Source organism: Rothia sp. HMSC062H08, assembly GCF_001810775.1.
Taxonomy (GTDB): domain Bacteria; phylum Actinomycetota; class Actinomycetes; order Actinomycetales; family Micrococcaceae; genus Rothia.
On sequence record NZ_KV802668.1, the window covers coordinates 397,387 to 423,414 of the forward strand.

Annotated in this window: 24 protein-coding genes; 20 read left to right on the forward strand and 4 right to left on the reverse strand. The window is 60.0% G+C overall.

Translation table 11 applies throughout. From position 1 onward, the window contains the following. Window positions 1-130: 130 nt before the first annotated feature. The 3 genes from HMPREF2765_RS06695 (at window position 131) to HMPREF2765_RS06705 (ending at window position 3,990) form a co-directional block, all read left to right on the forward strand. On the forward strand, window positions 131-352 hold the full coding sequence (locus HMPREF2765_RS06695) for a DUF3046 domain-containing protein (RefSeq protein ID WP_049351797.1): 222 nt from the start codon (window positions 131-133) through the stop codon (window positions 350-352). 404 nt (window positions 353-756) lie between these two features. Next, window positions 757-1,860: a recombinase RecA gene (gene recA / locus HMPREF2765_RS06700; RefSeq protein ID WP_005507111.1), complete on the forward strand. Its 1,104-nt coding sequence runs from the start codon at window positions 757-759 to the stop codon at window positions 1,858-1,860. Window positions 1,861-2,085: 225 nt separating this feature from the next. Continuing rightward, window positions 2,086-3,990, forward strand: a complete 1,905-nt coding sequence (locus HMPREF2765_RS06705; RefSeq protein WP_070604830.1) for a regulatory protein RecX — start codon at window positions 2,086-2,088, stop codon at window positions 3,988-3,990. A gap of 164 nt (window positions 3,991-4,154) precedes the next feature. On the opposite strand, the gene HMPREF2765_RS06710 is transcribed toward HMPREF2765_RS06705, so the two are convergent. Then, complete coding sequence (locus tag HMPREF2765_RS06710; protein WP_070604833.1) at window positions 4,155-5,540, reverse strand: hemin ABC transporter substrate-binding protein; 1,386 nt, start codon at window positions 5,538-5,540, stop codon at window positions 4,155-4,157. A 35-nt stretch (window positions 5,541-5,575) separates the two neighbouring features. Between HMPREF2765_RS06710 and miaB the strand changes: the two genes are divergently transcribed. The 3 genes from miaB to dapF all read left to right on the forward strand — a co-directional run bounded on the left by miaB (window position 5,576) and on the right by dapF (window position 9,132). Then, a complete protein-coding gene (miaB, locus tag HMPREF2765_RS06715) occupies window positions 5,576-7,090 on the forward strand; it encodes a tRNA (N6-isopentenyl adenosine(37)-C2)-methylthiotransferase MiaB (protein WP_005507114.1) in 1,515 nt (504 codons plus the stop codon). Between the two features lie 89 nt (window positions 7,091-7,179). Then, the gene (gene miaA / locus HMPREF2765_RS06720) at window positions 7,180-8,100 is read left to right on the forward strand and encodes a tRNA (adenosine(37)-N6)-dimethylallyltransferase MiaA (protein WP_070604837.1); all 921 of its coding nucleotides are present in this window, start codon (window positions 7,180-7,182) and stop codon (window positions 8,098-8,100) included. Window positions 8,101-8,196: 96 nt separating this feature from the next. Next, on the forward strand, window positions 8,197-9,132 hold the full coding sequence (gene dapF, locus HMPREF2765_RS06725) for a diaminopimelate epimerase (protein ID WP_049345095.1): 936 nt from the start codon (window positions 8,197-8,199) through the stop codon (window positions 9,130-9,132). A 153-nt stretch (window positions 9,133-9,285) separates the two neighbouring features. Here the strand turns inward: dapF and HMPREF2765_RS06730 are convergent, their stop codons facing one another. Next, window positions 9,286-9,909 carry a class I SAM-dependent methyltransferase gene (locus tag HMPREF2765_RS06730; protein ID WP_049345322.1) on the reverse strand — a complete coding sequence of 208 codons (624 nt, stop codon included), beginning with the start codon at window positions 9,907-9,909 and terminating at the stop codon, window positions 9,286-9,288. 143 nt (window positions 9,910-10,052) lie between these two features. On the opposite strand from HMPREF2765_RS06730, the gene hflX reads away from it, so the two are divergent. Both hflX and HMPREF2765_RS06740 read left to right on the forward strand, forming a co-directional pair. Continuing rightward, window positions 10,053-11,765, forward strand: a complete 1,713-nt coding sequence (gene hflX / locus HMPREF2765_RS06735) for a GTPase HflX (protein ID WP_070604840.1) — start codon at window positions 10,053-10,055, stop codon at window positions 11,763-11,765. A 5-nt stretch (window positions 11,766-11,770) separates the two neighbouring features. After that, window positions 11,771-13,843, forward strand: coding sequence for an ATP-dependent DNA helicase (locus tag HMPREF2765_RS06740; protein ID WP_070604843.1), 2,073 nt, complete (start codon window positions 11,771-11,773; stop codon window positions 13,841-13,843). 247 nt (window positions 13,844-14,090) lie between these two features. On the opposite strand, the gene lexA is transcribed toward HMPREF2765_RS06740, so the two are convergent. Then, entirely contained in the window at window positions 14,091-14,765 is a 675-nt protein-coding gene (gene lexA, locus HMPREF2765_RS06745; protein WP_049341736.1) for a transcriptional repressor LexA, read from the reverse strand. 849 nt (window positions 14,766-15,614) lie between these two features. Between lexA and HMPREF2765_RS09110 the strand changes: the two genes are divergently transcribed. The 3 genes from HMPREF2765_RS09110 to HMPREF2765_RS06760 all read left to right on the forward strand — a co-directional run bounded on the left by HMPREF2765_RS09110 (window position 15,615) and on the right by HMPREF2765_RS06760 (window position 17,928). Next, complete coding sequence (locus HMPREF2765_RS09110; RefSeq protein ID WP_083303630.1) at window positions 15,615-16,271, forward strand: LysM peptidoglycan-binding domain-containing protein; 657 nt, start codon at window positions 15,615-15,617, stop codon at window positions 16,269-16,271. A gap of 119 nt (window positions 16,272-16,390) precedes the next feature. Next, the gene (locus HMPREF2765_RS06755) at window positions 16,391-17,143 is read left to right on the forward strand and encodes a type 1 glutamine amidotransferase family protein (protein ID WP_083303631.1); all 753 of its coding nucleotides are present in this window, start codon (window positions 16,391-16,393) and stop codon (window positions 17,141-17,143) included. Further along, on the forward strand, window positions 17,143-17,928 hold the full coding sequence (locus HMPREF2765_RS06760) for a HisA/HisF-related TIM barrel protein (protein WP_070604846.1): 786 nt from the start codon (window positions 17,143-17,145) through the stop codon (window positions 17,926-17,928). The genes HMPREF2765_RS06755 and HMPREF2765_RS06760 overlap by 1 nt, the downstream gene beginning before the upstream one ends. A 133-nt stretch (window positions 17,929-18,061) precedes the next feature. Here HMPREF2765_RS06760 and HMPREF2765_RS06765 read toward each other — a convergent pair whose 3' ends face one another. After that, the gene (locus HMPREF2765_RS06765; RefSeq protein WP_070604849.1) at window positions 18,062-18,484 is read right to left on the reverse strand and encodes a DUF1844 domain-containing protein; all 423 of its coding nucleotides are present in this window, start codon (window positions 18,482-18,484) and stop codon (window positions 18,062-18,064) included. 140 nt (window positions 18,485-18,624) lie between these two features. Here HMPREF2765_RS06765 and infC point away from each other — a divergent pair, with 140 nt between their 5' ends. The 9 genes from infC (at window position 18,625) to pheS (ending at window position 26,028) form a co-directional block, all read left to right on the forward strand. Then, complete coding sequence (infC, locus tag HMPREF2765_RS06770; protein ID WP_371440734.1) at window positions 18,625-19,479, forward strand: translation initiation factor IF-3; 855 nt, start codon at window positions 18,625-18,627, stop codon at window positions 19,477-19,479. A 197-nt stretch (window positions 19,480-19,676) separates the two neighbouring features. Next, entirely contained in the window at window positions 19,677-19,871 is a 195-nt protein-coding gene (gene rpmI, locus HMPREF2765_RS06775; RefSeq protein ID WP_004006287.1) for a 50S ribosomal protein L35, read from the forward strand. Window positions 19,872-19,985: 114 nt separating this feature from the next. Then, complete coding sequence (gene rplT / locus HMPREF2765_RS06780) at window positions 19,986-20,366, forward strand: 50S ribosomal protein L20 (protein WP_005507127.1); 381 nt, start codon at window positions 19,986-19,988, stop codon at window positions 20,364-20,366. 118 nt (window positions 20,367-20,484) lie between these two features. Continuing rightward, window positions 20,485-21,486, forward strand: a complete 1,002-nt coding sequence (locus HMPREF2765_RS06785) for a TrmH family RNA methyltransferase (protein ID WP_005507874.1) — start codon at window positions 20,485-20,487, stop codon at window positions 21,484-21,486. Between the two features lie 91 nt (window positions 21,487-21,577). Continuing rightward, window positions 21,578-22,498, forward strand: a complete 921-nt coding sequence (locus HMPREF2765_RS06790) for a cation diffusion facilitator family transporter (RefSeq protein ID WP_070604853.1) — start codon at window positions 21,578-21,580, stop codon at window positions 22,496-22,498. Window positions 22,499-22,516: 18 nt separating this feature from the next. Then, entirely contained in the window at window positions 22,517-23,332 is an 816-nt protein-coding gene (locus HMPREF2765_RS06795; protein WP_049345309.1) for a DUF421 domain-containing protein, read from the forward strand. Window positions 23,333-23,348: 16 nt separating this feature from the next. Continuing rightward, window positions 23,349-23,831 carry a (deoxy)nucleoside triphosphate pyrophosphohydrolase gene (locus HMPREF2765_RS06800; RefSeq protein WP_049338511.1) on the forward strand — a complete coding sequence of 161 codons (483 nt, stop codon included), beginning with the start codon at window positions 23,349-23,351 and terminating at the stop codon, window positions 23,829-23,831. A gap of 311 nt (window positions 23,832-24,142) precedes the next feature. Further along, entirely contained in the window at window positions 24,143-24,664 is a 522-nt protein-coding gene (locus HMPREF2765_RS06805; RefSeq protein WP_005507133.1) for a hypothetical protein, read from the forward strand. Between the two features lie 236 nt (window positions 24,665-24,900). Continuing rightward, on the forward strand, window positions 24,901-26,028 hold the full coding sequence (gene pheS, locus HMPREF2765_RS06810; RefSeq protein ID WP_049328035.1) for a phenylalanine--tRNA ligase subunit alpha: 1,128 nt from the start codon (window positions 24,901-24,903) through the stop codon (window positions 26,026-26,028).

The window sequence follows — 26,028 nt, forward strand, 5'->3', positions numbered from 1 at the left end:
GCCGCACTAAACGTGAAGCGATGCCGTGCATCCCCGTAAGGTGGGTGTGCGGCATCGCTTATTCTCGGTTTATTACCGAGCGATGTGACGAATTATGAAGCAAACTAGCGGTGAAGCGGAAGGAGCGCTTGTGAAGCTGAGCGAATTTTGGGCGTGCATGGAGTATGAGTTCGGTGCCGGGTATGCTCCGGTACTTGCGCGGGACCTGGTGCTGGGCTCGCTGGGTCATGTGACCGCTGCGGAGGCGCTGGACCAGGGCGTTAACCCGAGGGATGTGTGGCTGGCGATCTGTGATGAGCAGGAGATTCCGCAGGAGCGCCGCCTGGGTCCGGATAAGGAACCGCTGCGCTAGGTAGTGAGCCTGGCGTGTTCTAGCGTATGGGCGGTGCCCACCGTCTGTTCCCTAGCGTTTGTTCGAGTGCTGGCGCCTGTGCGGGAGGTATTTTCGAATAATTAGCCGAGAATCCGGGGTTTTTCGAAAATATATGCCGAAACCCTATCCGATTTATTCGAAACCGGGTCGTAATTTTGTTCGACTCATGCTAGACTTTTCCACATCAGGAATTTTTCGGAAAAATCTTCAAAGTTTTCCACAGATTTTAAAAAATGGCCTTATCCTGTCAGGCTGTGACCCTAGAGTAGTCTCAGAAGGAACCGGTAGGCCAAAACCTTCAAGGTCTCGATTACGAGTCCCACCGATTCCGAAGAAACATTACTCCCGTCAACCACTGACAACACAAAGAACGAGGTACTACCGTGGCTAAGAACACCAAGTCTCAGAGCGTAGCTCGCGTTCCCGAAGAGGGTCGCGCCAAGGCACTTGAAGCCGTGATGGCACAGATCGACAAGAACTACGGCAAGGGTGCAGTCATGCGCCTGGGTGATAAGGAAATCACCAAGACCGAGGTTATCTCCACCGGCGCTATCGCTCTGGATGCCGCTCTGGGTATTGGTGGTCTGCCCCGCGGCCGCGTCATCGAGATTTACGGTCCCGAGTCCTCCGGTAAGACCACCGTTGCACTGCACGCTGTAGCGAACGTTCAGAAGGCAGGCGGCGTGGCAGCGTTCATCGACGCCGAGCACGCACTGGACCCGATTTACGCGGCTAAGCTGGGCGTGGACATCGACCAGCTGCTGGTCTCTCAGCCCGACACCGGCGAGCAGGCACTGGAAATCATGGACATGCTGGTTGGTTCCGGTGCCGTTGATATCGTGGTTGTCGACTCCGTTGCAGCACTGGTACCCCGCGCCGAAATTGAAGGCGACATGGGTGACTCCCACGTGGGTCTGCAGGCTCGCCTCATGAGCCAGGCTCTGCGTAAGATTACCGGTCGCCTCTCCGCAACCGGCACCACCGCAATCTTCATCAACCAGCTGCGTGAGAAGATTGGTGTCTTCTTCGGCTCTCCCGAAACCACCACCGGTGGTAAGGCGCTGAAGTTCTACGCTTCGGTCCGTATCGACATCCGCCGCATTGAGACCCTCAAGGACGGCGCTAACCCGATCGGTAACCGCACCCGCGCCAAGATTGTGAAGAACAAGATGGCTCCGCCCTTCAAGCAGGCTGAGTTCGACATCCTCTACGGTGAGGGTATCTCCGTTGAGGGTGGCATCCTGGACCTGGCGGTGGAGAACGACATCGTCAAGAAGTCCGGCGCATGGTTCACCTACGACGGTGAGCAGCTGGGCCAGGGCCGCGAGAACGTTCGTAAGCTGCTCAAGGACAACCCCGAGCTCACCGAGGAACTGCAGTACAAGGTTCTGGTGAAGCTGGGCATCATTGAGGAAGAAGCTGACGAGCAGGCAGCTGCTGAGTCTGAGGGTAACGACCCGCTGGACGAGCTGGCTGAGGAGTTCTAAACCGGCCCGCGTAGCTTCTTGCTAACGCCACGACTGATTGCCGTGTGCTGTGCATTCCGCACGGTGCACGGCAATCTGTCGTTAACGGGAGCGCTTTATATGGAGCGCCAGCGGGTGCTGGGACAGCGCCTCGTTACAATGGGGGAGCGCCGTATAGCCCGGCGCACGGGTCATCAAGCGACCCGTCATCAGGCGATCCAATACAGGGGAGAGGAGGAACTGAGCATGACGGAACAGAACGGTCATGAAGAGCACGAGCAAAACAGCGCGCGTGACGGTGACGCCGGTTTTGCGGCGCTGGACGCGACCGAACCGCACTTCGGTTTCTCGGCTCTGGATGGTTCAGCCCTCCAAGACTCTGCATTCTCTGCGCCTGTTCCCTTTGAGACCGCTATTTCCTTTGAACCGGCAACCCCGCCTGTTGAGGTAGGCGGCTTTGAGGCGCTCAATTTTGAGGCGCCCGCCGCCCTGGCGGAGCCCACCCTCACATGGGAGGCACCTCCTGTTGTTACGCTTCCTGCTGCTGAAGAGCCCCCGTATCAGGATGAGCCCCCGTACCCTGAGGAGCCTCCTTATGAGGACGAACCTCCGTATCCGGCAGAGCCCGAGTATGCAGGGGAATATTGGGTCCCCTCGGACGAAGTGGCACCCGCAGAAGCAGCACCCGCAGAAGCGATAGCGGAGCAGCGTGGGGGCCAAGAAACCGCACCCCAGAAAACCAAGCCGAAAGCGCGGCAGGCTGAAAAGCCCGCGCCTCAGAAGAAGCCAGCGCCTAAGAAGAAGTCAGCGGCCACAGAAAACGCCCCCAAAAAGTGGGTGCGGAACAGGACCGCGGATTCGGTAGCCGCTGAGGAGTTCCCGGACTGGCACCCCGCCGCGCACGGCTTTGTTGAAGAAAGCATCGCCCGCGATAACGGCGGCGACTACGCCGGTGAGTTCCGCGTACCCGAGTTACCCCTGCAGGCTGTGCCCGCCAACTCTGAAGGTGGCAGCTCTGAGGAAGACGGTAAATCACCGCGCCGCAGCCTGCTCATCGACCCGAACCTGCCCGCCGTCTCCATCGACGAAGCACCCCAGCGTGCCTTCACTCCCGGCGGTGCTGAGCCGCGCCCCATGGCGGCAGGCCGTATGAGCCGAGCCGGCGCCGCCTCCATCGGATCGGGGCTCACCGCCGAAGAGAAGGAAGAAATCGAGAGGCAAGCTGCGCAGCGGGATAAGCAGAAGAAACGCAAGCCTTCGCGAGTCTCTAAGAACACCGACTACAAACGCGGATTCCGTCGCATGAGCGCGGCGCAGGAAGAGAAAATGCGGAGCCGCTCGCCCTACGCGCCCGCTTTCGGGGCTCGCAGTGACGACGAGGAAACCCGCAAGAGCACCACGCGCCGCGGCTCGGGAAGCAACCTATTTAGGGAGGGAAGCGCCTTGAACGAAGAACTCACCCCCGCCGAAGAAGCGCTCATCCGCGGCATTGCCGAGGAGGAGGCGCAGGGTGTCGGCACCGGAAAGCGCCGCGCCGCTTCGGCTGGTTCCCAGAAGGGCGGTTCTCGAGCGCGTGGTGCTGTAGCTTCGCAGGCGGAAAGCAACGTGCCCTCCTGGAGGCAGAAGGTGCGTGCCGCCCGCGCAGCCGAGGAGACCGACCCTTACACTCGCGCGAAAACCATCGTGTACAACCAGCTTGCGTACTCGGCAAAAACCCGAGGTCAGCTGCGTAAGAAGCTACAGTCAGAAGGCTTCGAAACTGAGCTCATTGAGCCGCTGCTCGATAAGTTCGAGGCGGCAAAACTCATTGATGACGCCGAATACGCCCAGACGTTCGTGGCGCAGAAGAGCCGTACCAAGAAGCTCTCCCGCGCGGCGCTTCGCCGTGAGCTCGCTGAACGCGGGGTGCGCGGTGAAGAAGCAGAGAATGCCCTCGCACAGCGCACTGACGAGCAGGAACGTGAGGACGCCGCCGAGCTGGTGCGTAAGAAGTTGCGCCCCGGCATGGACCTGAGCGACCGCGCCGAAAAGGATAAGGTCACCCGCCGCCTGCTGGGGATGCTGGCTCGCCGCGGGTACTCCTCCTCGGTATCGATGTCGGTAATCCGTGAGGAGCTTGCCGCCTACGGCGCGGAGGACGAGCTCTGGTAGAGGGCGAATAAATACGTTCCGCACGCCCGGGTAGACCCGTGCCAGGGTGACTGCGAAAATAGGCACAATAAAGGGTGGGCCCGCCACAGAAATACTCTGTAGCGAGCCCACCCTTTATTCTTTTGAGCTGTGTAAACCGCCTTGTCGAAGGCTATATTCGCTGCTTAATCGACGGCTCCCAGACGGTCCGCGAACTCGGCGAGGGTTGAATCCTGAGAGCCGGCGATTTCCAGGAGCAGGCGCATCAGCTGCGCACCTTCGCGGCGGATACGCGGCAACAAGTTAGAACGCGCCGAAGAAGAGTACAGCTCCAACAGAGCGCACACGGTCACCGCCGTGCACACCGCCAAATCCTCCGCCAGGTGCTCATCCAGCGGGGCGTTCTCAAAGAGGGCAGAGTACAGCGCCGGCAGCGCCTTCTTGCGGTCCACCCGGTAGCGCGGGTACTCCGGCGAGGAGGGGAATCCCAGCGTCGCCTCAACGAAGGGGAAGCCTCGGTGGTGCAGGCAGGTGCCCTCCGCATCGACCATGCGCACCTGCGCGCCGTCCGCTGAACCAATCAGCACGTTCTGCGGCGAAAAATCGCCCGACGAGAGCATATAGACACGTCCACGGTTGAGCTTGAACTGCTCGGGCACGGGCGGGCGCTTGGTGAAGAAGGGCTGCAGAACACGGCGGAAGCGGAAGGACAGCTCCTCAACTGCGGCGGGAAGAACGGGCGCATCCTCATGCTCAGCGGAGGCAGAGACGGGGCTAGAGTCAGCACCCTGCTCGGGTGCGCGCGCCTCATCAGCCACACCGTACAGCTTCTTCAAGCCGCGCTCAGCCAGTCCCGGCGAGGCGATAGCACCCGGGAACTGCGCCTTGCGGTCGGCACGCGCCAGGTTCAGGCGGTAATCCTCGACCGCCTCACCCATAATGCCGCTGGCGGCAAGGGAACGGTACGCCTCAATGTAGTAGTTCAGCGCATCCAGCGCCTGCTCCTCGGTGCCCTCCAGCAGGGCGTGGGCGACCGAATACTGCTCGCCCTCCACGGTTCCGTCGCTCACATCCTCCAGTGCCAGCACGCGCAGTTCAGCATCCGCACCGTAAAGCTGCGGGAACAGACCCGGAACCTGCTGGTTCAGCGCTTCCAAACCGTAGCGCTCACGCAGGTACCCGAAACCGCCCGCGTTCACCGTCGAATCCTTACGGCGGTAACGCTTCACAATAATCGAGGTCGGCAAAGACTGTGCAGACTCGAAAGACTGGGCAGACTCGGCTGCAGGCTCATACGCCACACGCACCACAACGGAACGCATGCCGGTACCCAGAATCTGCACGCGCTCAACCGCACGGGCAGACACCTGCTCCAAAGAATGCGCCCAGCTGAGCAGCTGCATCAGGGTCTGACGCATCGAGGCAGAATCAGCGCTCGCCTGAGGCGGAACAGGGGAGTAGGCAGCAATCGCCTCCTCAATGAGGGTGCTCAGACGCTCCCCGTCAGGGGCGGGGGCGGAAGAATCGTTCGGTGACAGAGCCGGAAAGTTACTACTAAGGGAAACCTGCATAGAGCCATTATCCCCCATCGGATACCCTATAGGGCATGACTTCGACCCTCAGCGATTCCGCCCAGACCCCCGAAACCAGCCCCCGCACCTACGAAGTGCGCACTTTCGGCTGCCAGATGAACGTGCACGACTCCGAACGAATGTCCGGCCTTCTGGAGGCTAACGGCTACGTTCGCGCTGAGGAAGGCACCCAGCCCGACCTGGTCGTGTTCAACACCTGCGCGGTCCGCGAAAACGCTTCCAACCGACTCTACGGCAACCTCGGTCAGCTGGCACCGGTCAAGCGCGCCCACAAGGGCATGCAGATCGCTGTGGGCGGCTGCCTGGCTCAGAAGGACCAGGACGCCATCATTGAGAAGGCGCCCTGGGTTGACGTCGTGTTCGGTACCCACAACATTGGTGCCCTCCCCACCCTGCTGGAGCGTGCCCGCCACAACCACGAGGCGCAGGCAGAACTGCTCGAATCCCTCGAAGTTTTCCCCTCCACCCTGCCGACTAAGCGCGATCACGTGTACTCCGGCTGGGTGTCCATCTCGGTGGGCTGTAACAATACCTGCACCTTCTGCATCGTGCCGTCTCTGCGCGGTAAGGAGAAGGACCGCCGCCCCGGCGACATTCTCGCTGAGGTTCAGGCACTGGTCGATGACGGCGCTATTGAGGTGACCCTGCTCGGTCAGAACGTGAACTCCTACGGTGTGGAGTTCGGCGACCGCCAGGCGTTCTCCAAGCTGCTGCGCGCCTGCGGTGAGATTGAGGGCCTGGAGCGTGTACGCTTCACCTCCCCGCACCCGGCAATGTTCACCGACGACGTGATTGACGCGATGGCGGAGACCCCGAACGTCATGCCCGTGCTGCATATGCCGCTGCAGTCCGGCTCCGACAAGGTGCTCAAGGATATGCGCCGCTCCTACCGTTCCAAGAAGTTCCTGAACATTCTGGACAAGGTGCGCGAGCGCATCCCGAACGCCGTGATTACCACCGACATCATTGTGGGCTTCCCCGGCGAGACTGAAGAGGACTTCCAGGACACCCTGAAGGTTGTGGAGCAGGCTCGTTTCTCCTCCGCGTTCACCTTCCAGTACTCGATCCGCCCCGGCACCCCCGCGGCAACCATGGAGAACCAGATCCCGAAGGAGGTCGTGCAGGAACGCTACGAGCGTCTGATTGCCCTGCAGGATCGCATCGCCGGTGAAGAGAACCGCAAGCAGCTCGGTAAGACCGTTGAACTGATGGTCGTTGCGGAGGCAGGTCGTAAGGCGGACCAGACTCACCGTCTCTCCGGTCGTGGCCCGGACCAGCGCCTCGTGCACTTCTCCGTGCCCGAGGGCTGCGAGACTCCGCGCCCCGGCGACATGGTCACCGTACCGATTACCGAGGCTGGTTCCTTCCACCTGATTTCTGACCCGACCGCCGAGCAGTACCAGCTGCGCCGCACCCGCGCCGGCGACGCGTGGGACCGCTCCCAGGCTGACTCTTGCGGTACCGGCACCACCCAGGTGCCCGGTGCGCCGGTGGGTCTGGGCATGCCGACCATCGGTCTGCGCCCCTAAAACCTAGATTCGAATCATGCGCCCTGTTCTTCGGGCCCTCATCCTCACCGCAAGTTGGGGGGGGTGAGGGAACCGGTAGAATGGGGCGCATGACTATCTCCGAAACTCTGCCCGTTATCGCTATTGTGGGCCCGACCGGCACCGGTAAGAGCGCGCTCGCGATTGAGCTGGCTCTGCGCCTGAATGGTGAGTGCATTAACGCTGACTCCATGCAGTTCTACCGGGGCATGGATATCGGTACCGCGAAGGTCACTGCAGAGGAGACGCGCGGCGTTCCGCACCACCTGCTCGACATTATGGATGTGCGGGATGAGGCGTCCGTGGCGGAGTTTCAGGAGGGTAGCCGTGAGCTGATTGAGCAGATTCGCGGCCGTGGCCGCTACCCGATTCTGGTGGGCGGTTCGGGCCTGTACGTGCGTGCCGCCCTGGATAAGCTGGAGTTCCCCGGCACGGATGCGCGGGTGCGCGAGCGCCTGGAGGAGCAGGTGCGTACCGAGGGTATTGGTGTTCTGCACGCCCGCCTGGCGGAGGTCGATCCTGAGTCGGCTGCGCGCGTGAAGGATGAGCGCCGCATCATTCGTGCGCTGGAGGTGTTCGAGGTGACGGGCCGCCCGTTCTCGGCGTTCATGCCGGTGCGCGAGTACGTGACTGAGAGCGTGCAGATTGGCCTGGATATGGATCGTACCCTGTTGCACGAGCGTCTGCACCGCCGCGTGGAGCTGATGCATGAGCGCGGCCTGCTGGACGAGGTGCGCACCCTGAACGAGCAGGGACTGCAGGAGGGGAAGACCGCCTCCCGCGCGATTGGTTACGCGCAGTTTGCCCGCGCCCTTGAAGATGAGGATCACAGCGTGGAGCAGGCGATTGAGGATACGACGATTGCCACCCGCCAGTTTGCACGCCGCCAGCTGACCTGGTTCCGCGCGGACCCGCGCGTGCACTGGCTGGACGCGCTCTCACCCACCCTTGCCGACGAAGCGGAAGCCATCATCCGCGAAAGCACCCGATAAGCCACAATAACGAGCCGCAGCCGAACAGATACCTCGTCGAGTCGGTCGGCGCGGTAAAATCATAAACGGACAGGTCACCAACCTTAAGGACAGCATATGAGCGAGAACCCTTCCACCTGGGGCGAGCTGGCGGGCCTGACCCTCACCAAGGGTCACGGCACCGGTAACGACTTCATCTTTCTGACGGACGAGAACGCAGAAATTGCTCTCACCCCCGAGCTGGTAGCCCGCGCTTGCGACCGACACTTCGGCATTGGTGCGGACGGCTTCATTCGTGCTGCCCGCAGCACCGCCTCCCGCGCGGGTCAGAAGCTGCTCGAGGAGCACCCGGACGCTGTCTGGTTCATGGACTACCGCAACGGTGACGGCTCTATCGCTGAAATGTGCGGCAACGGTGTGCGCGCGTTCGTGGAGTACCTGCGCACTGAGGGCCTGATTGAGCTTGAGGTGGGCGAGACCGTCAAGATTGGTACCCGTGCCGGCGTGAAGACTGTGGCGCGCACCGAAGAGGGTTACGCGATTGATATGGGTCCGTGGAGCTTCATCCACGGTGAGGCTGCCCGCGAGGGTGGCGAGGACTGCCTGGTGTCTGCCCGCGGCTTGAAGACTCCGCGTGCTGGCCTGTCCATTTCGATGGGTAACCCGCACACCGTGGTGATGCTCGGCTCCGACGGTAAGCTGGACGGCCTGGACCTGCACAGCCTGCCTCAGGTGAACCCCGCCCCGGTCAACGGCACGAACGTTGAGTTTGTGGTGCCGGTCGACCTGGACGTTGAGAGCGGTGCGCATGTGGGCGCTATCCGTATGCGCGTGCACGAACGCGGCGTGGGCGAGACTCTGTCGTGCGGTACCGGTGCGTGTGCGGCGGCTGCGGCGACCCGTTTCTGGGGTGGCGAGGAAGCACCGGATGAGTGGCTGGTGCATGTGCCCGGCGGTACCCTCGCGGTGACTTTCGTGCTGGGCCCGGACGACCTGGAGCATGTTGTTCTGGCTGGTCCGGCGCAGATGGTTGCGACTGTCGTGCTGCGATAGCCTGCAGCGATAGTCGGCTGCGGTAGCGAGCAGTCCTAGACCAGAGATTTTATAGACAAAAGCGGCGGGTGTTTTCTGAGAACACATTCAGAAAACACCCGCCGCTTTTATATTTTTAAGCAATAAGCGCTAGAGGATTTAGCGCCAGAGGTTTTAGTCCTCGTAGCGGTGCACCTGCAGAATACGGAAGCCCTTCGAAGTCGCGTAGCGCGACACCTCAAACTCGCCGGGGTGCAGCTCCTCAAGCTGCGCGTCCATCCACTTCTGCAAAGAATCGGAGCCCAGGTTCTTCTGAACCACCAAGTAGGCGTCACCACCGGGCGCCAGGCGCGGCAGCCAGGTCAGCAGGATCTCGTGCAGAACCTCCTTGCCCACGCGAATCGGCGGGTTCGACCAGATGGTGTCAAAACGCAGTTCGGGGTCAACCGATTCGGGGGTTCCCACGGTGACATTCGACAGGCCGAGAGCGGCGGCGTTGCGTTCAGTCAGGCTAATGGAGCGGGAGTTCACATCCACCGCGTGCACCTGCGCCTGCGGTGCGAGCATCGCCAAGGTCAAGGTGATGGGGCCCCAACCGCAGCCGATGTCGAGCATGCGTGTACCCTGCGGGTCGGGTGCTTCCTGCAGCAAAATAGCGGTGCCCTTATCAATACCGGAGGGGCTGAAAATGCCGTTAGCTGTGGTGACGGTGACCTTGCGGCCGGCAAGCTCCACCTGCACCGGGCGGGGCTTGAATTCGGTCTCGGGGGTTTCAGAGAAATAATGCTGCTCGCTCATGCTATCCAGTGTACCGGTAGGGCAAGAACCCGCCGCACACGGGCAGAGTATGCACGGGGCGGGTCGGCAGCTTGCACGCCCTGAGCGCACAGACGACCGAACCCCCTACCTGATGCGGGCAACGGCGGTAGAATTAGAGTCGTATGAATTCTAAGAACATCCCCGTATCTGATACCGAAAAGCTACCCAGCGATGAGCAGCTGCGCCGCACCGTAGACCGCGTTCTGGGCCGCTCCCAGGTCGCCGCCTCCGTCACTACTTATGACGCAGCGGGTACCGCGCATCACAGCGATAATTCTTCCAGCACTCACGGCAACAATAGCCGCCGTGTGCTGGATACTCGCGCGCGCGAAATTTCTGACGTTCAGCGCGAGCATTCCGAATATGACGGTGACCAGGAAGACCTCGCTGAGCGCCGCGCACTGCGCCGTATCGCGAACCTCTCCACCGAACTTGAAGACGTCACCGAGGTCGAGTACCGCCAGCTACGCCTGGAGCGCGTGGTGCTGGCTGGTCTGTGGACTGAAGGCACCGTAGAGGACGCAGAGAACTCCCTGCGTGAGCTCGCGGCACTGGCTGAAACCGCAGGTTCCGAGGTTCTGGACGGCCTGGTTCAGCGCCGCCTCAAGCCGGACCCCGGCACCTTCCTCGGCTCCGGTAAGGCGCTGGAACTCAAGGACATTGTGGAGGCGACCGGCGCTGACACCGTCATTGTCGACTCCGAACTGGCTCCCTCGCAGCGTCGTGCCCTCGAAGACATCGTGAAGGTCAAGGTCATTGACCGCACCGCCCTGATTCTCGACATTTTCGCTCAGCACGCTAAATCCCGCGAGGGTAAGGCGCAGGTTGAGCTGGCACAGCTGGAGTACATGCTGCCGCGTCTGCGTGGTTGGGGTGCGTCCCTGTCCCGTCAGGCGGGTGGCCGTGCCGCAGCCGGTGAGGGTATCGGTTCGCGTGGTCCCGGTGAAACCAAGATTGAGATGGACCGCCGCCGCCTGCGCGCTCGCATGGCGAAGCTTAAGCGTGAGATTGCTGCGATGGCGCCGGCGCGTGAGACGAAGCGTCTGAACCGTCGCCGTAACCGTGTGCCTTCGGTGGCTATCGCCGGGTACACGAATGCGGGTAAGTCCTCCCTGCTGAACCGTCTGACCGATGCTGGTGTGCTCGTGGAGAACGCCCTGTTCGCGACCCTGGATCCGACCGTCCGTAAGGCGCAGACCCCGGACGGTATCGGCTATACCCTCTCCGATACTGTGGGTTTCGTGCGTTCGCTGCCGACCCAGCTGGTGGAGGCGTTCCGCTCCACCCTGGAAGAGGTCGCTGACGCTGACGTCATCCTGCACGTGGTGGATGCTTCGCACCCGGACCCGGAGGGGCAGATTCGTGCCGTCCGCGAGGTCATCGCGGAGGTTGACGCCCGCCATATCCCCGAGATCATTGTGCTGAATAAGGCGGACGCTGCTGACCCGTTCGTGCTGGAGCGTATGCGCCAGCGCGAGCCGGAGCACGTGATCGTTTCGGCGCGTACCGGTGAGGGCATTGAGGAGCTGAAGCAGAAGATCGCGGACACCATTCCGCGCCCCTCCATTGAGGTGAAGCTGCTGATTCCGTATTCGCACGGTGAGATTATTTCGCGCCTGCACGAGTGGGACGCCGAAATTAAGAGCACCGATTTCGTATCGGACGGCACCTTCGTGGTGGCTCTGGTCCGTGAGGATGTCGCCTCCGAACTGTCCGAGTATGTGCTGGAGGGCGACCTGCTGGAGGTCCTGGAAGAGGAACTTGCGGAGGCACACGCCCTCACTGAGGCGACCGCATCTGACTCCGAGCAGCCCTCTACCTCCGAGGCTCTCTAGGGCGGATGAGCGTGACCGAGAGCATCAACGCGCCCAAAAACACCCCGGGAACTGTGCCCGGACCGGCAACCGACGGCACCCGATTCACCGGGCAGGAGCTTGAGACCCTGCCCGGTGCGAAGGATGCCCTGACCCTGCTGGACGAGGCGGTTGCCGCCACCGGCGGTCAGAACCGTGCCGGTCAGCGCACCATGGCGGCGTATGTGGCGCAGGCTCTTGAACTGCAGCGTCACCTGCTGGTCCAGGCGGGTACCGGTACCGGTAAGTCCCTGGGCTACCTGGTTCCTGCCCTGGCGAGGGTGGGGGAGTCGGACCAGCCGATTGTGGTTGCGACGGCGACCCTCGCCCTGCAGGCGCAGATCGTGAACCGCGATATTCCGCGTCTTCTACAAGCGCTGGAGCCGCGCCCGGAATCGCAGGCGCAGGTGGCTCTGCTCAAGGGCCGCAATAACTACCTCTGCCTGCACAAGCTGGAGGGCGGCTACCCGGAAGACGAGCCGGATGCTCTCTTTGACATGCCTTCTTCGACCTCCCGCGTGGGTGAGGAAGTGGTGCGCCTGCGCGAGTGGGCTGACCGCACTGAGACCGGCGACCGTGACGAGCTGAAGCCCGGCGTCTCTGACCGCGCCTGGGCTCAGGTATCGGTCAGTGCCGCCGAGTGTCTGGGCCGCCGCTGCCCGCTGGTGGAAGAGTGCTTTAGCGAGATGGCGCGTGGCCGTGCCGCTGAGGCTGACATTGTCATCACGAACCACGCCCTGCTGGCGATTAACGCTTTCGAGGGCATGAAGGTTCTGCCCGAACATGAGACGGTCATTATTGATGAGGCTCATGAGCTGGTGGACCGCGTGACCGGTGCCGTGTCTGGTTCTTTGACGGTTGCGATGGTTCGCCGTGCGGCGCGTAGCGTGAAGAAGCATTCAAAGGCTGATTCCGGCGCACTGGAAATGGCTGCCGGCACCCTGGAGACCGCGTTCGAGGGTCTTGCCGAGGGCCTGCTGAAAGGCCTGGACGGTCGCCTTTTGACCGCTATTTCTGCGGTCAATGATGCCGCCCGCACCGCCCTGTCCGATACCAAACCAGACGGGCAGGACGTTGACGCCGGCCTGCAGATGGCGCGCTCGCGTGTCTCTGAGGTACACGACATGAGTAGCCGCATTCTGGAGGCTTCGGGCGAGCAGGACGTTCTGTGGATTTCTCGTCAGGGTGGTTGGGAGAACGGCCGCTACGTGGCTGCTTCCGATACCGACCCGGCGACCCTGAACATCGCCCCCTTGAGCGTCGGTTTGCAGCTACGTGACGGTCTGTTCGCTGACCGCACCGTGATTCTGACGAGTGCGACCCTGACGGTGGGTGACTCTTTTGACGTTGCCGCCGGTGCCCTGGGACTGCAGGGCGAGGGCGCGCCGCGCTGGACGAGCATCGACGTGGGTTCGCCTTTCGACTACCGCAAGCAGGGCATCATGTACGTTGCCGGGGATTTGAAGCCTCCGGGATTCGGTGTGCACGAGGGCCAGCTGGATCGTCTGCGTGAGCTGTGCGAGGCGTCGGAGGGCGGTGCCCTGGGCCTGTTCTCCTCGAAGCGTGCCGCTGAGCGTGCCGCCGAGTACATGCGTGAGCACAGCGACCTGAACATTCTTCTGCAGGGTGAGTCTTCGCTCAAGGCTCTGGTGGAGGAGTTCAGCGAGGACGTTGACTCATGCCTGTTCGGAACGATGAGCCTGTGGCAGGGCGTGGACGTTCCCGGTGACTCTTGCCGCCTGGTGGTGATGGACCGCATCCCGTTCCCCCGCCCGGATGACCCGATTGCGCAGGCTCGTACGGAGGCGGTGAACCGTCATCGCGGTAACGGCTTTATGGCGGTTTCTGCTCACCACGCGGCGATTCGTATGGCGCAGGGCGCGGGTCGCCTGATCCGTTCGGTGTCTGACCGCGGCGTGGTGGCTGTGCTGGATTCTCGCGTGGCGACTAAACGCTACGGCGGTTTCTTGATGAAGGCGATGCCGCCGATGTGGTCGACGCAGAATAAGGCTGCGGTGACCGGCGCGTTGGCTCGTCTTTCGGCGAGTATTGAGCGTTAGCTCGGGCAAGATTCATCCCTGGCTACGCCGCCTCTTTCGCTTTGGAGATATCCGCTTCGGAAATATAGAAATCACCCCGGTGATACGTGAACATTCACGTAGCACCGGGGTGATTTCTATAGAGAGCTAAAAGCCTCGTAGCTATGTCTTTTAGAGGCTGTGTTGTTTAAAACAGCTTCTTTGAGATGCTGTGGCTGTTTAGAGCCCGCGTCTTTCAGAGACTGCATCTTCTAGAGGCTGTGGTTTTCTAGAGACTACGCAGCACGGAGACGACCTTACCCATGACGGTTGCGCGGTCGCCCATAATCGGCTCGTAGTTGGAGTTGCGCGGCATGAGCCAGGTATGGCCGTCGACCTGACGGAACACCTTCACGGTTGCCTCGTCGTCAAGTAGCGCAGCAACAATATCGCCGTTGTCTGCGGTGTGCTGCTCGCGGACAACCACCCAGTCGCCGTCGCAGATTGCGGCGTCAATCATGGAATCACCCTTGACCTTGAGCATGAACAGCTTGCCGCTACCGACCAGCTGGCGGGGCAGAGCGAGCACATCCTCCACGGACTGCTCGGCAGTGATGGGGCCGCCCGCTGCAATTCGTCCAACCAGGGGAACGGGTACGAGGTCCTCATCGCCGACTTCGAAGTTCGGCAGCTCGGGCAGGGAAGAGGAAGCGCTACCGTGGATGCCGATGCCGTTCTCATCCAGCACCTCAATGGCACGGGGGAGCTTGGGGTCGCGGCGAATGTAGCCCATGGTCTCGAGGCGACCGAGCTGGTGAGTGACCGAGGACAGGGACGCAAGACCCACCATGTCACCAATCTGGCGCATGGACGGCGGGTAACCCTTCTGTTCAATCTCGGTGCGGATCGCGTCAAGAATCTTCTGCTGGCGCGCGGTCAGCGCCGGACGGGGTGCTGTTGCCATTTCTTTTCCTTCGGTCTGTGCCCCGAATTCTGTACTCCGGTCTCTGCAGTCTGTTTGAGACACAGTCCGGTCGGGGCACGGATGGGTGCTTCACACGTTTTCTGGTGAAGTCCTAAAAATTTTTTGGTTCTGCCGAAATGGGTCTTATCTCGTCAGGGGGTGGAGGAATTCTATCCGTGCCGGAGCGATACCGGAGCGATACGCAGGCAACGAGTATGCGCCTCCGCCCTATAAAACTCAGTCAGCAGCACCTGCATTCGATACAGAATCAAACCGTAACGGGTACAGAAACCTGCTGTGAGTAGGACTCATCAGGAGCGTGTGGAACGTCTCTTGACACCAGTGTAGAACACTACACCGAAAAACTCAAACAAATATTCTAGATTTTTTCTTCGAAACTCGAAGAAATTTTTAGTACATCTCTGCTAGACTTTAGAACAAGAGTTCGTATATACTCTTGAATCTCTCCTGGAATTCAGGATTTACGGGTGAATGTTCGAAAAATATTCGAAGATTCAACCCGGAGTCTTTCGGGAGAGGAGAGTGAATGGGTGTTCGAATGTATTCGAATCCTCTGCCTCTCTCTTCGCATGATCTACCTTGGATGCTCTAGGGAGCATCTGGCGAAGAGAGAGCGCAGGGGATGGGGTTCCGGGGTCACCCAGTGCGACCCAGCGCAGCCCGGTGTATCCGACGCTCTGACCTAACTAGAGAATAGCTACCCAATAGTTATCGCCTAACAATCACCACTCCATAGTTATCGCTCAACTAGGACCTCCGAGCGGGTATCGCTCGGCATTGCTAGACCCGCGGGGTAACCCCGGGGCGAGCTAAGAGAAAGGAACCACAATGACTACTGCAACACCTCTTGCTTCTCGTGACACTTCTGCACACCTTCCGGCAGGTTTGGTGGTACTTCACCCCGCCCGCACTGCGTCCGCCAGCACCGTGCAGGGGCGTTCTCGTGTGCCTGCGTCTTCGCAGTCTGTTCGCTCTTCTCGTGCGGCTCATGCGCCTCGCCCCGCTCAGGTGGGTCAGCCTACTCGTGTTCCCGCCGCTTCTGCCCCTGCTGGCTCTATTCAGGCACCGGTTCGCTCCGTAGCTTCTGAGGCGCAGGCTGCTTCTGCCGCACAGGCGCCTAGCGTGAAGAGTGCTCTTCTGGCTAAGGGAGGCGAGCTTCTGCGTGCGGTTCCCGCTTCGATTCGTCGTTTTGGCACTCCGCGCGGTTTCCTGAAGGGCCTGCCTCTGCTGACCCTGGCGGCACTGATTGTGCTCGGTGCTATTAGCTTCTTTGGCCCGGCGGCTTCTGCTTCCGTGGAGAACACTTCGGCGACTCGAACCGTCGTCGTGGTCAAGCACGGCGAGACCCTGTGGGATATTGCTCAGGCGGTGGATCCGCAAGGTGACACCCGTGATACTGTGGTTCGTATTATGGAGTTGAACTCGTTGACCAGCACCTCTGTTGATGCCGGTCAGCGTCTGGAAATTCCTCAGACTCAGCGCTAAGCATGGACCCGTGTGTGGTTGGCTTCTGCATGAGGTTGATGTCTTGACTCCGAATCCTTCATCTCTCAAGCTAGAGCGCTTGAGCCGAATTCTTGAGCCTATGAAATAGGAGCGCACCGATGCCTGTTCCCGTTGAACCCACACCCGTCGAAACTGAATCTGTACAGAACGCTCAGACCGCTCGTCCTGTGGTTGCCGTTTTGGGGGAACCCGGCACTCGTGGCGCCCTGGTGAAGCTTCTTCAGGATGCTGGGGCGGACGTTATCGTGACCGCTGTGCCCGATCAGTTGCGTGAGGCTGACGGCATGGTGGTTGCCGGCGGTGCGAGCTCTCTCGAGGCGTACGAAGATCTGAAAGCTAAGGACGCTGAGCGCGTGATTGGTCGCCGTGTGGCTGGTGGTCGTCCGGTGTTGGTCGCCGGTGCAGCGTTGAGCTGCCTCTTCGACTCCGTTACGGTGGAGCATCCGCAGATGGGGCAGGTTCAGGTGCAGGGCATGGGGGAGTGGCCCGGTGAGGGTGTGGAGCTTTCTACTCGCGACCTGGCGCCCGGAGCTTCCGCTCTGAGCCCGTCTGCCGATAGTGCGCTGCTCAAGGACCTTGAGGGCGAGGCTCACTTCAAGTCTGAGCACGGCGTTTTTGAGTGGGCTTTTGACCAGAGCATTGAATATATTGCCCCTCCGGCGGTGACCTGGACGGCAACCGAACCCGCCTATATTGCGGCGGTGGAGAACGGCCCGCTGACTGCGGTGCAGTTCTGCCCGGTGGGTTCTGGGGAGCTGGGTGCGGAGTTTATGCGCCGCTGGGTTGCATCCCTGGCGGTGACCGGTCGCCTGTCTTCTGGTGACTCCGTTACTGCTGCAGGAGGTAACTAATGTCTGCACCCGTTCTTGAACTTCTGCCCGCTGTTGATATTTCTGAAGGCTACGCGGTGCGCCCGGTGGGTGGCACCCTGTCCGGTGGTGAGCAGCGCCTCGACCCGGTGGAGGCGGCTCTGACCTGGGTGAAGGCTGGTGCTCGCTGGATTCACCTGGTTGACCTTGACCTGGCGTTTGGGCGCGGTACGAATACTGAGGTTTTGGCTGAGGTGGTTGCCGCCGTCCGTGCCGAGAACACCCGAACGGGCTCCGCTCCGGTTCGTATCCAGGTCAGCGGCGGCGTTCGCAATGCTGAGAGCCTGGAGCGCGCCCTGAGTCTGAACCCGGACCGAGTGAATGTGACCAGCGCGGCTCTGGCGGATTCTTCCTGGCTTGAAAGCACCCTGGCTCGCTACGTGGATTCTGATCTTTTGGCTCTTGGCCTGGATGCCCGCTACAACCCTGAGCGGGGCTGGGTGACGGTGGCTCGCGGTACCGACTGGTCGGGTCCTGACCTAGCGGAGGCACTGGCTTGGCTGGAGGGCGCGGGCGTGCGCCGCTATATCGTTACGGATGTGAGCAAGGATGGCTCTCTGGCGGGTCCCGGTGCGGAGCTGCTGGATGAGGTGCTGGCTCAGACTGCCTGCCGGGTGGTGGCGTCCGGTGGTGTGGCGTCGCTGGCTGATCTTGAGAAGCTGCGTTCCATGGTTCCGTACGGTTTGGAGGGCGTGGTGCTTGGTAAGGCACTGTATGTGGGCAACTTTAGTTTTGAGCAGGCTCTTGAGGCTGCTGGCTCCCGCTAAAGCTACCGTTCCCGCTAACCCGCACAGATTTTATACATAACGAAGCCCCGTCTTCCTCATTGTGAGGGAGACGGGGTTTCGCCGTAAGTAGGCCAGATGCGGCTTGGCGGACTGGCGGGCTTGGAAACCTGGTTTAGTAGACCGGGCCGGTGAGCTTTTCGCCGGGGCCCTTGCCGGGTTCGTCCGGGAAGGGGGATGCTTCACGGAAGGCGAGCTGCAGGGTGCGCAGGCCGTCGCGCAGGGGCGCTGCGTGCTGGGAGCCGATTTCGGGTGCTGCGGCGGTGACGAGGCCTGCCAGTGCGGTGATGAGCTTGCGTGCTTCGTCGAGGTCCTTGAGGTCGTCGGCGTTTTCGTCTGCTGCTAGGCCGCACTTGACGGCTGCGGCGCTCATCATGTGGATGGCTGCGGAGCTAATGATTTCGATGGCGGGAACGTCTGCAATATCGCGCAGCTGCTCATTAACGGCCTCGACCTGCTCCTCGGTGAGCTCGGTGTGGCCGTGGACGGGGGTTTCTTCTCCCGCGGTAAAGCGGAAGTTATTGTTTTCAGTGCTCATAACCCTAGAATCTCACATTTCGTTTATTTCGGTAAATGCGTCCTTAAGAGTGGGTGCTTCTGTGGACTTTCTGGGGGAGCCCCCGCAATTTTTATGGTGTTTTGCGTCTATTTCCTTGCGTCTGTCGGGGATTCTGCGGTATGGTTGTAGGCAGTTTGCAAGTGGAGCATGCCTCCCACCCGGTTGACCGCCGCAGGCGTTTGTTTGCGAGTTTTGAGGTGAACGGGTTCGTCCGCCGATTTCGGCGTACGCTGGTTTGTGCCTCCGCTTGTGTAACTGCGGGGGCTTTTTTAGCGCCCGCAACGGATAGTATTCACGGGGAAACCCACAGAGCACAGGAGCTAGTCATTAGCGAACCACGCATTAACGATCGTATCCGCGTTCCCGAGGTCCGTCTTGTCGGTCCCGGTGGCGAGCAGGTAGGCGTTGTCCCTCTGAAGGACGCTCTGCGTCTGGCTGCGGACGCCGAACTCGACCTGGTCGAGGTTGCCCCGAACGCGAAGCCGCCCGTGTGCAAGCTCATGGATTACGGTAAGTACAAGTACGAAGCCGCAATCAAGGCTCGTGAATCCCGCAAGAAGCAGGCTAATGCCGTTCTGAAGGAGATCCGTTTCCGCCTGAAGATTGATACCCACGACTACGAAACCAAGGTTGGACACGCTCGTCGTTTCCTTTCCGGTGGTGACAAGGTCAAGGCAATGATTCAGTTCCGTGGTCGTGAGCAGCAGCGCCCCGAGATGGGTGTGCGTCTGCTGGAGCGTCTGGCGGCTGAGCTGGCTGAGGTGAGCACCGTTGAGTCTCGCCCCCGTCAGGATGGCCGCAACATGGTGATGGTTCTGGCTCCGCTTCGCGGTAAGGCAGAGGCTCGCCGTGAGCAGGGCGCCGGCGGTCGCAAGGGTCGCGAGCGTATTGACACGACCAAGGCGAAGCCCGTAACTAATTCTTTGGCAGACGCTATGCCTGCCGAGTTGAAGGCACAGGCTTCCGCCGAGTAGGGAACCGGGTCGTCACTTTAGGATGGGCACGCGCCTCCACCGTTGGGTGGGTGTTGCGGGTTCACCCGGTGCCGGTTCCGAGGCGCCTCGTCAGGGGTGCCTCACCTTTGGTCCTTGGGGCTGATGCGTGTATCGCTCAACCCCACTAAGCTCCCCCGCCGTTGTGGCGGGGGATGAATGTAAGGAGAACGGCAGCTATGCCGAAGCAGAAGACCCACTCTGGTGCTAAGAAGCGCTTCAAGCTCACCGGTAGCGGCAAGGTTAAGCGCCAGCAGGCGAACCGTCGCCACTACCTGGAGCACAAGTCCTCTCGTCTGACCCGTCGTCTGGCTTCTGACCAGATCGTTACCGGCGGCCAGGCAAAGGTTGTCAAGAAGATGCTGGGTAAGTAAGCAACGCTTACTCTCTGCACCTGGTGCACCGATAGTGGTGCGCACTGATTAAAGACTCGCTCCTGTTCAGCGTGATATGTGAGCTGTTCAGGACATAAGACGAAGGAGACACACGTGGCACGTGTGAAGCGCGCGGTTAACGCGCACAAGAAGCGCCGTACTATTCTCGATCGTGCATCCGGCTACCGCGGTCAGCGTTCTCGCCTGTACCGTAAGGCTAAGGAGCAGGTCACTCACTCGCTGGTTTACAGCTACGACCACCGTCGTAAGAAGAAGGGTGACTTCCGTCGCCTGTGGATTCAGCGTATCAACGCTGCTTCCCGCGCACAGGGCCTGACCTACAACCGCTTCATCCAGGGCCTGAAGGCTGCTGGTGTTGAGGTTGACCGCCGTATGCTGGCTGAGCTGGCTGTTAACGAGCCCGCTGCCTTCAACGCACTGGTTGAGATTGCTAAGAACAACCTGCCCGAGGACACCTCGGCTCCCAAGGCTTAATTAGCCTAGGTTGTGTTCTTACCTCGAAGATCTAGGTTCGGGGTAGGATACTTAAGCGTCGTGAGCGGCCGTCTGCACTTTTGAGTGTGGGCGGCCGCTTTCTGCGTATCTGGGGGTTGTGCTTGTGGCTGTTCTGCGTTTTTGGGTGTGCCTTTGCCTGTACCCTTTAAGAGTGAACTTTTTTGAACGTATTAGTACCCCCGTTGTGATGTCCAATCCGCAGGCAGATCGTGTGCGCGATATTGCGAAGCTGCGTACCCGCGCTGCCCGCACGAAGAAGGGCCAGTTCCTGGTGGAAGGCCCGCAGGCTGTGCGTGAGGCATTGAAGGCGCATCTGAAGAAGCCGATTCTGGATGCTGTCTACGTTACGGAGGCGGCTTTTGACCGTCATGAGGATATTGCTGAGCTGCTGGAGCAGGTGTACGGCACTCCTACCCCGGAGGAGGGTCGCCGCGTTTTTATGCGTGTGGTGACCGATGAGGTGCTGGAGGCGATGGCTGATTCGGTGAGCCCGCAGGGTATTATTGCGGTTTCCTTTATGGTGGATGCGTCATTCTCGCTGCTGTGGGGTGAGGGCGCGTTGAACCCGAAGCTGATTGCTGTGCTGTCTCGTGTGCAGGATCCGGGTAATGCGGGCACCATTCTTCGTGTGGCCGATGCGGCCGGTGCTGACCTGGTGATTACGACTAAGGGTTCGGTGGATTTGTATAACCCGAAGACGGTGCGTTCTACTGCGGGTTCGCTGTTCCATGTGCCGATTATTCAGGGCGTGCAGCTGGAGGATTTCGCGGAGGATGTGAAGTCTCAGGGTACTGCTGTGCTGGCTGCTGACGGCTATGGTGCGGTGAATCTGCAGGAGCTGAGTGAGTACACTGCGGCTCGTCGTGCCGGTGTGGAGGCGAGTGCCCCGTCCGGTGTGAAGGGGAATTTTGATCTTTCTAAGCCGACCATGTGGCTTTTCGGTAATGAGGCGCAGGGCTTGAACGCTGAAGAGAAGGCTGCCGCTACGATGCGCGTGGCTGTTCCTGTCTATGGTTCGGCTGAGTCTTTGAATGTGGGTACGGCTGCTGCTGTGTGCCTGTATGCTTCGGCAATGGCTCAGCGCGGCGTTTCTCGCTAGGTTTTGGGCGGTTCACGGCTGTGGTACAGCGGTGGGCCGCTTTAGCATCATGGGTTTTAGAGTTTTAGTTTAGGGCTGAGAAAGGGAAATTATGTCTGCTCCTTCTGGTCATTCGGGTTCGGGCGCGATTATTGCTGCGCTGGGTGCGAACCTGGGTATTGCGGTGCTGAAGTTTTTGGCTTTTGCGCTGACTCGTTCTTCGTCGATGTTGGCGGAGGCTATTCACTCGGTGGCTGACTCGGGTAATCAGCTTCTGCTTCTTTTGGGCGGTCGCGCTTCGCAGAAGCAGGCTGATGAGGAACATCCGTTTGGTTATGGCCGTAACCGCTATATTTACGCGTTTATTGTGTCGATTATTATCTTCGCGCTGGGTGGTTTGTTTGCCCTGTATGAGGGTTTTGAGAAGCTGCATGATCCGCACGGTATTACTGAGTGGCAGTGGGTTCCGGTGGCTGTTCTAGTGGGTTCGATCCTGCTGGAGGGTAATTCGTTCCGCGTGGCGGTGAAGGAGTCGCGTGAGCTGAAGGGCAAGCAGAGCTGGATGCGTTTCTTGCGTACTTCGAAGAACCCGGAGCTTCCGGTGCTTCTGCTGGAGGATGCGGGTGCGCTGCTGGGTCTGATTTTTGCGCTCTTTGGTGTGGGTCTGACTCTGTTGACCGGTAATGGTCTGTGGGATGCTTTCGGCACCCTAGCTATCGGTATTCTGCTGGTCTTCATCGCGGCGTTCCTGGCGGTGGAGATGAAGTCCCTGATTTTGGGCGAGGCTGCTTCGCCGGAGGATTTGGCGAAGATTCGCGCGGCGATTGAGGATGGCGATAGCGAGCGCATTATCCACATTAAGACCGTGCACCTGGGTCCTGAGGAGATTCTGGTGGCGGCGAAGATTCGCATTCATGATGCTGACACTGGTCGTGCGGTGGCTGATGAGATTGACGCGGCTGAGGTTCGTATTCGTGAGGCAGTTCCTGCGGCACGCATCATTTATTTGGAGCCGGATATTTTCCGGGCTTAGTTCTAGGAGATTTTTGTTATGACCGTTGAGATGATCGTTTATCGTTTGCTAAAGATTTTCGTTGGCCTGATCATTCTTTTGGTGTACCTGCGTCTGACTCACCGTTCTCAGGCGGGGCACCAGACCCCGATTGACACCATTGGTAATTTTGTCATCGGTGGTGTGTTCGGTGGCGTGTTGTACAGCGAGCAGATTAGCCTGTTCTACTTTGTCATCTACATGGTGTTTACGCTGTGCATGATTCAGCTGCTGAACGTGGCGACCACGAAGATTCGTTTTCTGCATATGGCGGTGCGTGAGCAGCGCGTGCCGGTCATTACGGATGGTGATATCGATATTAAGAGCTTCCAGCAGGCAGATGTGGTTCTTGATCCGATGCGCCTGATTGCTGACCTTCGTGCGCAGGGTATTTACGACCTGGAAGACATTGAGTTCGCTCAGATTGAACCGAACGGTGCGCTGAGCGTGATCCGTAAGGGTGACGGTGTGCCGAACTTTGCTCTGATTGTGAAGGGTAGCTTGGTCACTCGCGATATCGCGGATGCGCACAAGACCGAGGATTGGGTGTACCTACAGTTGCGTGCCGCTGAGGTCGAGCTTGAGGATGTCTTCCTCATGGAGTTCAAGAACGGTAACCGCCTTCTGATTCTGCTGAATGACGGCACTAATATTCGCCGTGAGGTGGCAGAAGCCTCGAATATGAATGATGAGGAAGAAGAGTGGCAGGAAGGCGTGGAGGAAGCTCCTGAGCCTGAGGATACTGAGGATGCAGAGAAGGAAGTAGCGGAGCACGCTGCTGAAGATGCGCATCCGATGAAGGATTCTAAAGCGTAGAAGAAGGTAGAGAAAGATGAGTGAAGTGTCGCCCTCGTTTGAGGTTCAGGTGGTTGGCGCCGCCGTGGTTGATTCTTTGGTGGCTCCGACCCGTATGCTGGTGGCTCAGCGTTCTGAGCCGCAGACTGTTGCCGGCATGTGGGAGTTCCCGGGCGGTAAGGTCGAGCCGGGGGAGAGCTGCGAGCAGGCGCTGGTGCGTGAGTTGAAGGAGGAGCTGGGTGTGCAGGCGCGTTTGGGTGCTGAGGTGCCCGGTGCGTATCCGCAGGGTTGGCGTCTGAGCGAGCGTCTGGCGATGCGTGTGTTCTTTGCTGAGATTCTTTCGGGTACTCCGGATACTTTGGAAGATCATAGTGCTCTGCGGTGGATGCCGTTGCCGAAGTCTAAGGATGACGCGCAGGCGTATGATGACCTGCTGGGTTTGCCGTGGATTCCGGCGGATTTGCCGATTGTGGAAGCGCTCCTGCAGCAGCTGCAGGACACTGGCACTGGCGAGGCGTAGACCCAAGATCTGACCTAATGCTCTGCGCTAGTTCGTTGCGAGGCTAATTCGCCGTTGTGTGACACGTTTGCGGCGGCAACAGGATAAATTTTCTCTATCTTTTTTGACACTGTGAAGGCGGGATTCCCTGTGGGGAGTCCCGCCTTTATTCATATTTTGAGGGTGATTTATGCGCCAGGTGATTCTGACTTGTGTATTTGTTGGGGAGGGGATTTTGTCATATATGGGTTCGACACGGATACATACTTTGGAAACCAATCGGTAGGCGGGTAGTATTGAGGGAGAAATCACATACGTATTGGGAGACAATGATGACTGCTCAACCCCCGTTTGATCCGGGTGCCTACCGCTCCGACGCGGTTCCCTCGGACACTCAAGCTATTTATATTCAGGAAGGCGGCGCTGAGCCGCGCGGAATTCTGTTCCACTCGCCGACCAAGCACCCGAAGATTCTGCGTCTGCAGGAGATTATGATTGTCTCCGCGCTGCTCTGCTTGATCCACGGTGTTATTTCCTCGTTCGCACCGGATAACCTGTCCCCGCTGAAGGGTCTGCCGGAGTTCGGTGTTGCAGGCGGTATCGGCCTGCTGGTTGTTTCTGCGGTTGTGTACATTTGGGTGTACTTCACGATTCAGAAGGGCAAGCGTCTGGGCCTGACTGTCGGTCTGATTTTTGCAATTCTGGGTGCGTTCGTGGCGATTATGTCTCTGATTGGTAATGTCATTGACGCTCAGCGCTACGGCTTCGTGCCCCTGTATGCGGCATGGTTCATTGCGAACGTGCTGTGGATTCGTGCTTCTTTTGACCCGGCTGTGAAGCAGGCTCTGAAGTAAGTACGACCCTTCAACGCTGTTGTTGAGGCTATATACCTAAGAACGCCCGGATGGACTATCCGGGCGTTCTGCTGTTTACGCTTCCTTCTCTGGTCTAAAATGGATAGGATATGCGCCCGTCGCCTTCCCCTTGTCCCGCACCCTGTGTGGGTAGCCGGGGGAGAGCAGACGGTGCTGCCTAAGGTGTATAACGAGCCAGCCGGCATAGTGCCGGTGGTATGCAGAGAAGAGTGACAATGACCGATTCCGTGCAGGAACACGAGGGTCTTAACGGCCCGGCTCAGGTTCTCGCCCGCATTGCGCAGGTTCTGGAGGAGAACCCCGAGAACGGTTTGGACGCTATCCGTGAGGCTTTTGAGGCTGAGCGTGAGCGTGCCAAGCAGGAGATTCGCGAGAAGGCTAAGGACTTTGACAGCCTCAAGGAGGTGCGCCTGAGCTTCTTCGGTGAGAAGGGCATCATGAGCATCGCTAACCGCCAGATGCGTGATCTTCAGAACCAGCACAAGGGCCCGGTGGGTAAGCTGATGGGTCAGGCTCGTGCGGCGCTGACTGAGGCTATTGAGGCTCGTACCGCTGAGCTGGAGGCTGAGCGTGAGGCTCGCATCCTGGCTGAGGAAGCTGTGGACGTTTCTGCTGCTTCGCCTCGCCGTTCCCTGGGCGGCCGCCACCCGATTGCTCTGATGCAGGAGCGCCTGACTGACATTTTCGTCGGTATGGGTTGGGAAGTTGCTGACGGCCCGGAGCTGGAGTCTGAGTGGTACAACTTTGACGCTCTGAACATTAAGCCGGATCACCCGGCACGCGAAATGCAGGATACTTTCTACGTTGAGCCGAAGAACGCTCACCTGCTGCTGCGCACTCACACGTCGCCGGTGCAGATGCGCTCGCTACTTTCGCGTGATTTGCCGCTGTACATTGTGTGCCCGGGTCAGGTGTACCGCACCGATGAGCTGGACGCGACCCACACCCCGGTCTTCCACCAGATTGAGGGCCTTGCCGTGGATAAAGGCCTGACGATGGCTGACCTGAAGGGCACCCTGGAGTACATGGCACGCGCCATGTTCGGTGAGGACGCTAAGATCCGCCTGCGCCCGAACTTCTTCCCGTTCACTGAGCCTTCCGCTGAGCTGGATTTGTGGCACCCGAACGCTAAGGGCGGCCCGCAGTGGATTGAGTGGGGCGGCTGCGGCATGGTGAACCCGAATGTTCTGCGTGCTGCGGGTATTGACCCTGAGGAGTACTCGGGCTTCGCTTTCGGTATGGGTATTGAACGTACCCTCATGTTCCGTAACAACGTCGCTGACATGCATGACATGGTTGAAGGCGACATCCGTTTCTCTGAGCAGTTCGGGATGGAGATCTAA

What these genes read in the sequence shown, in the direction of transcription:
- HMPREF2765_RS06705 (WP_070604830.1), top strand. Translation starts at nt 2,086, where the DNA reads ATGACGGAACAGAACGGTCATGAAGAGCACGAGCAAAACAGCGCGCGT.
- HMPREF2765_RS06710 (WP_070604833.1), bottom strand. Translation starts at nt 5,540, where the DNA reads ATGCAGGTTTCCCTTAGTAGTAACTTTCCGGCTCTGTCACCGAACGAT.
- miaB (WP_005507114.1), top strand. Translation starts at nt 5,576, where the DNA reads ATGACTTCGACCCTCAGCGATTCCGCCCAGACCCCCGAAACCAGCCCC.
- miaA (WP_070604837.1), top strand. Translation starts at nt 7,180, where the DNA reads ATGACTATCTCCGAAACTCTGCCCGTTATCGCTATTGTGGGCCCGACC.
- dapF (WP_049345095.1), top strand. Translation starts at nt 8,197, where the DNA reads ATGAGCGAGAACCCTTCCACCTGGGGCGAGCTGGCGGGCCTGACCCTC.
- HMPREF2765_RS06730 (WP_049345322.1), bottom strand. Translation starts at nt 9,909, where the DNA reads ATGAGCGAGCAGCATTATTTCTCTGAAACCCCCGAGACCGAATTCAAG.
- hflX (WP_070604840.1), top strand. Translation starts at nt 10,053, where the DNA reads ATGAATTCTAAGAACATCCCCGTATCTGATACCGAAAAGCTACCCAGC.
- HMPREF2765_RS06740 (WP_070604843.1), top strand. Translation starts at nt 11,771, where the DNA reads ATGAGCGTGACCGAGAGCATCAACGCGCCCAAAAACACCCCGGGAACT.
- lexA (WP_049341736.1), bottom strand. Translation starts at nt 14,765, where the DNA reads ATGGCAACAGCACCCCGTCCGGCGCTGACCGCGCGCCAGCAGAAGATT.
- HMPREF2765_RS09110 (WP_083303630.1), top strand. Translation starts at nt 15,615, where the DNA reads ATGACTACTGCAACACCTCTTGCTTCTCGTGACACTTCTGCACACCTT.
- HMPREF2765_RS06755 (WP_083303631.1), top strand. Translation starts at nt 16,391, where the DNA reads ATGCCTGTTCCCGTTGAACCCACACCCGTCGAAACTGAATCTGTACAG.
- HMPREF2765_RS06760 (WP_070604846.1), top strand. Translation starts at nt 17,143, where the DNA reads ATGTCTGCACCCGTTCTTGAACTTCTGCCCGCTGTTGATATTTCTGAA.
- HMPREF2765_RS06765 (WP_070604849.1), bottom strand. Translation starts at nt 18,484, where the DNA reads ATGAGCACTGAAAACAATAACTTCCGCTTTACCGCGGGAGAAGAAACC.
- infC (WP_371440734.1), top strand. Translation starts at nt 18,625, where the DNA reads ATGGTTGTAGGCAGTTTGCAAGTGGAGCATGCCTCCCACCCGGTTGAC.
- rpmI (WP_004006287.1), top strand. Translation starts at nt 19,677, where the DNA reads ATGCCGAAGCAGAAGACCCACTCTGGTGCTAAGAAGCGCTTCAAGCTC.
- HMPREF2765_RS06790 (WP_070604853.1), top strand. Translation starts at nt 21,578, where the DNA reads ATGTCTGCTCCTTCTGGTCATTCGGGTTCGGGCGCGATTATTGCTGCG.
- HMPREF2765_RS06795 (WP_049345309.1), top strand. Translation starts at nt 22,517, where the DNA reads ATGACCGTTGAGATGATCGTTTATCGTTTGCTAAAGATTTTCGTTGGC.
- HMPREF2765_RS06800 (WP_049338511.1), top strand. Translation starts at nt 23,349, where the DNA reads ATGAGTGAAGTGTCGCCCTCGTTTGAGGTTCAGGTGGTTGGCGCCGCC.
- HMPREF2765_RS06805 (WP_005507133.1), top strand. Translation starts at nt 24,143, where the DNA reads ATGACTGCTCAACCCCCGTTTGATCCGGGTGCCTACCGCTCCGACGCG.
- pheS (WP_049328035.1), top strand. Translation starts at nt 24,901, where the DNA reads ATGACCGATTCCGTGCAGGAACACGAGGGTCTTAACGGCCCGGCTCAG.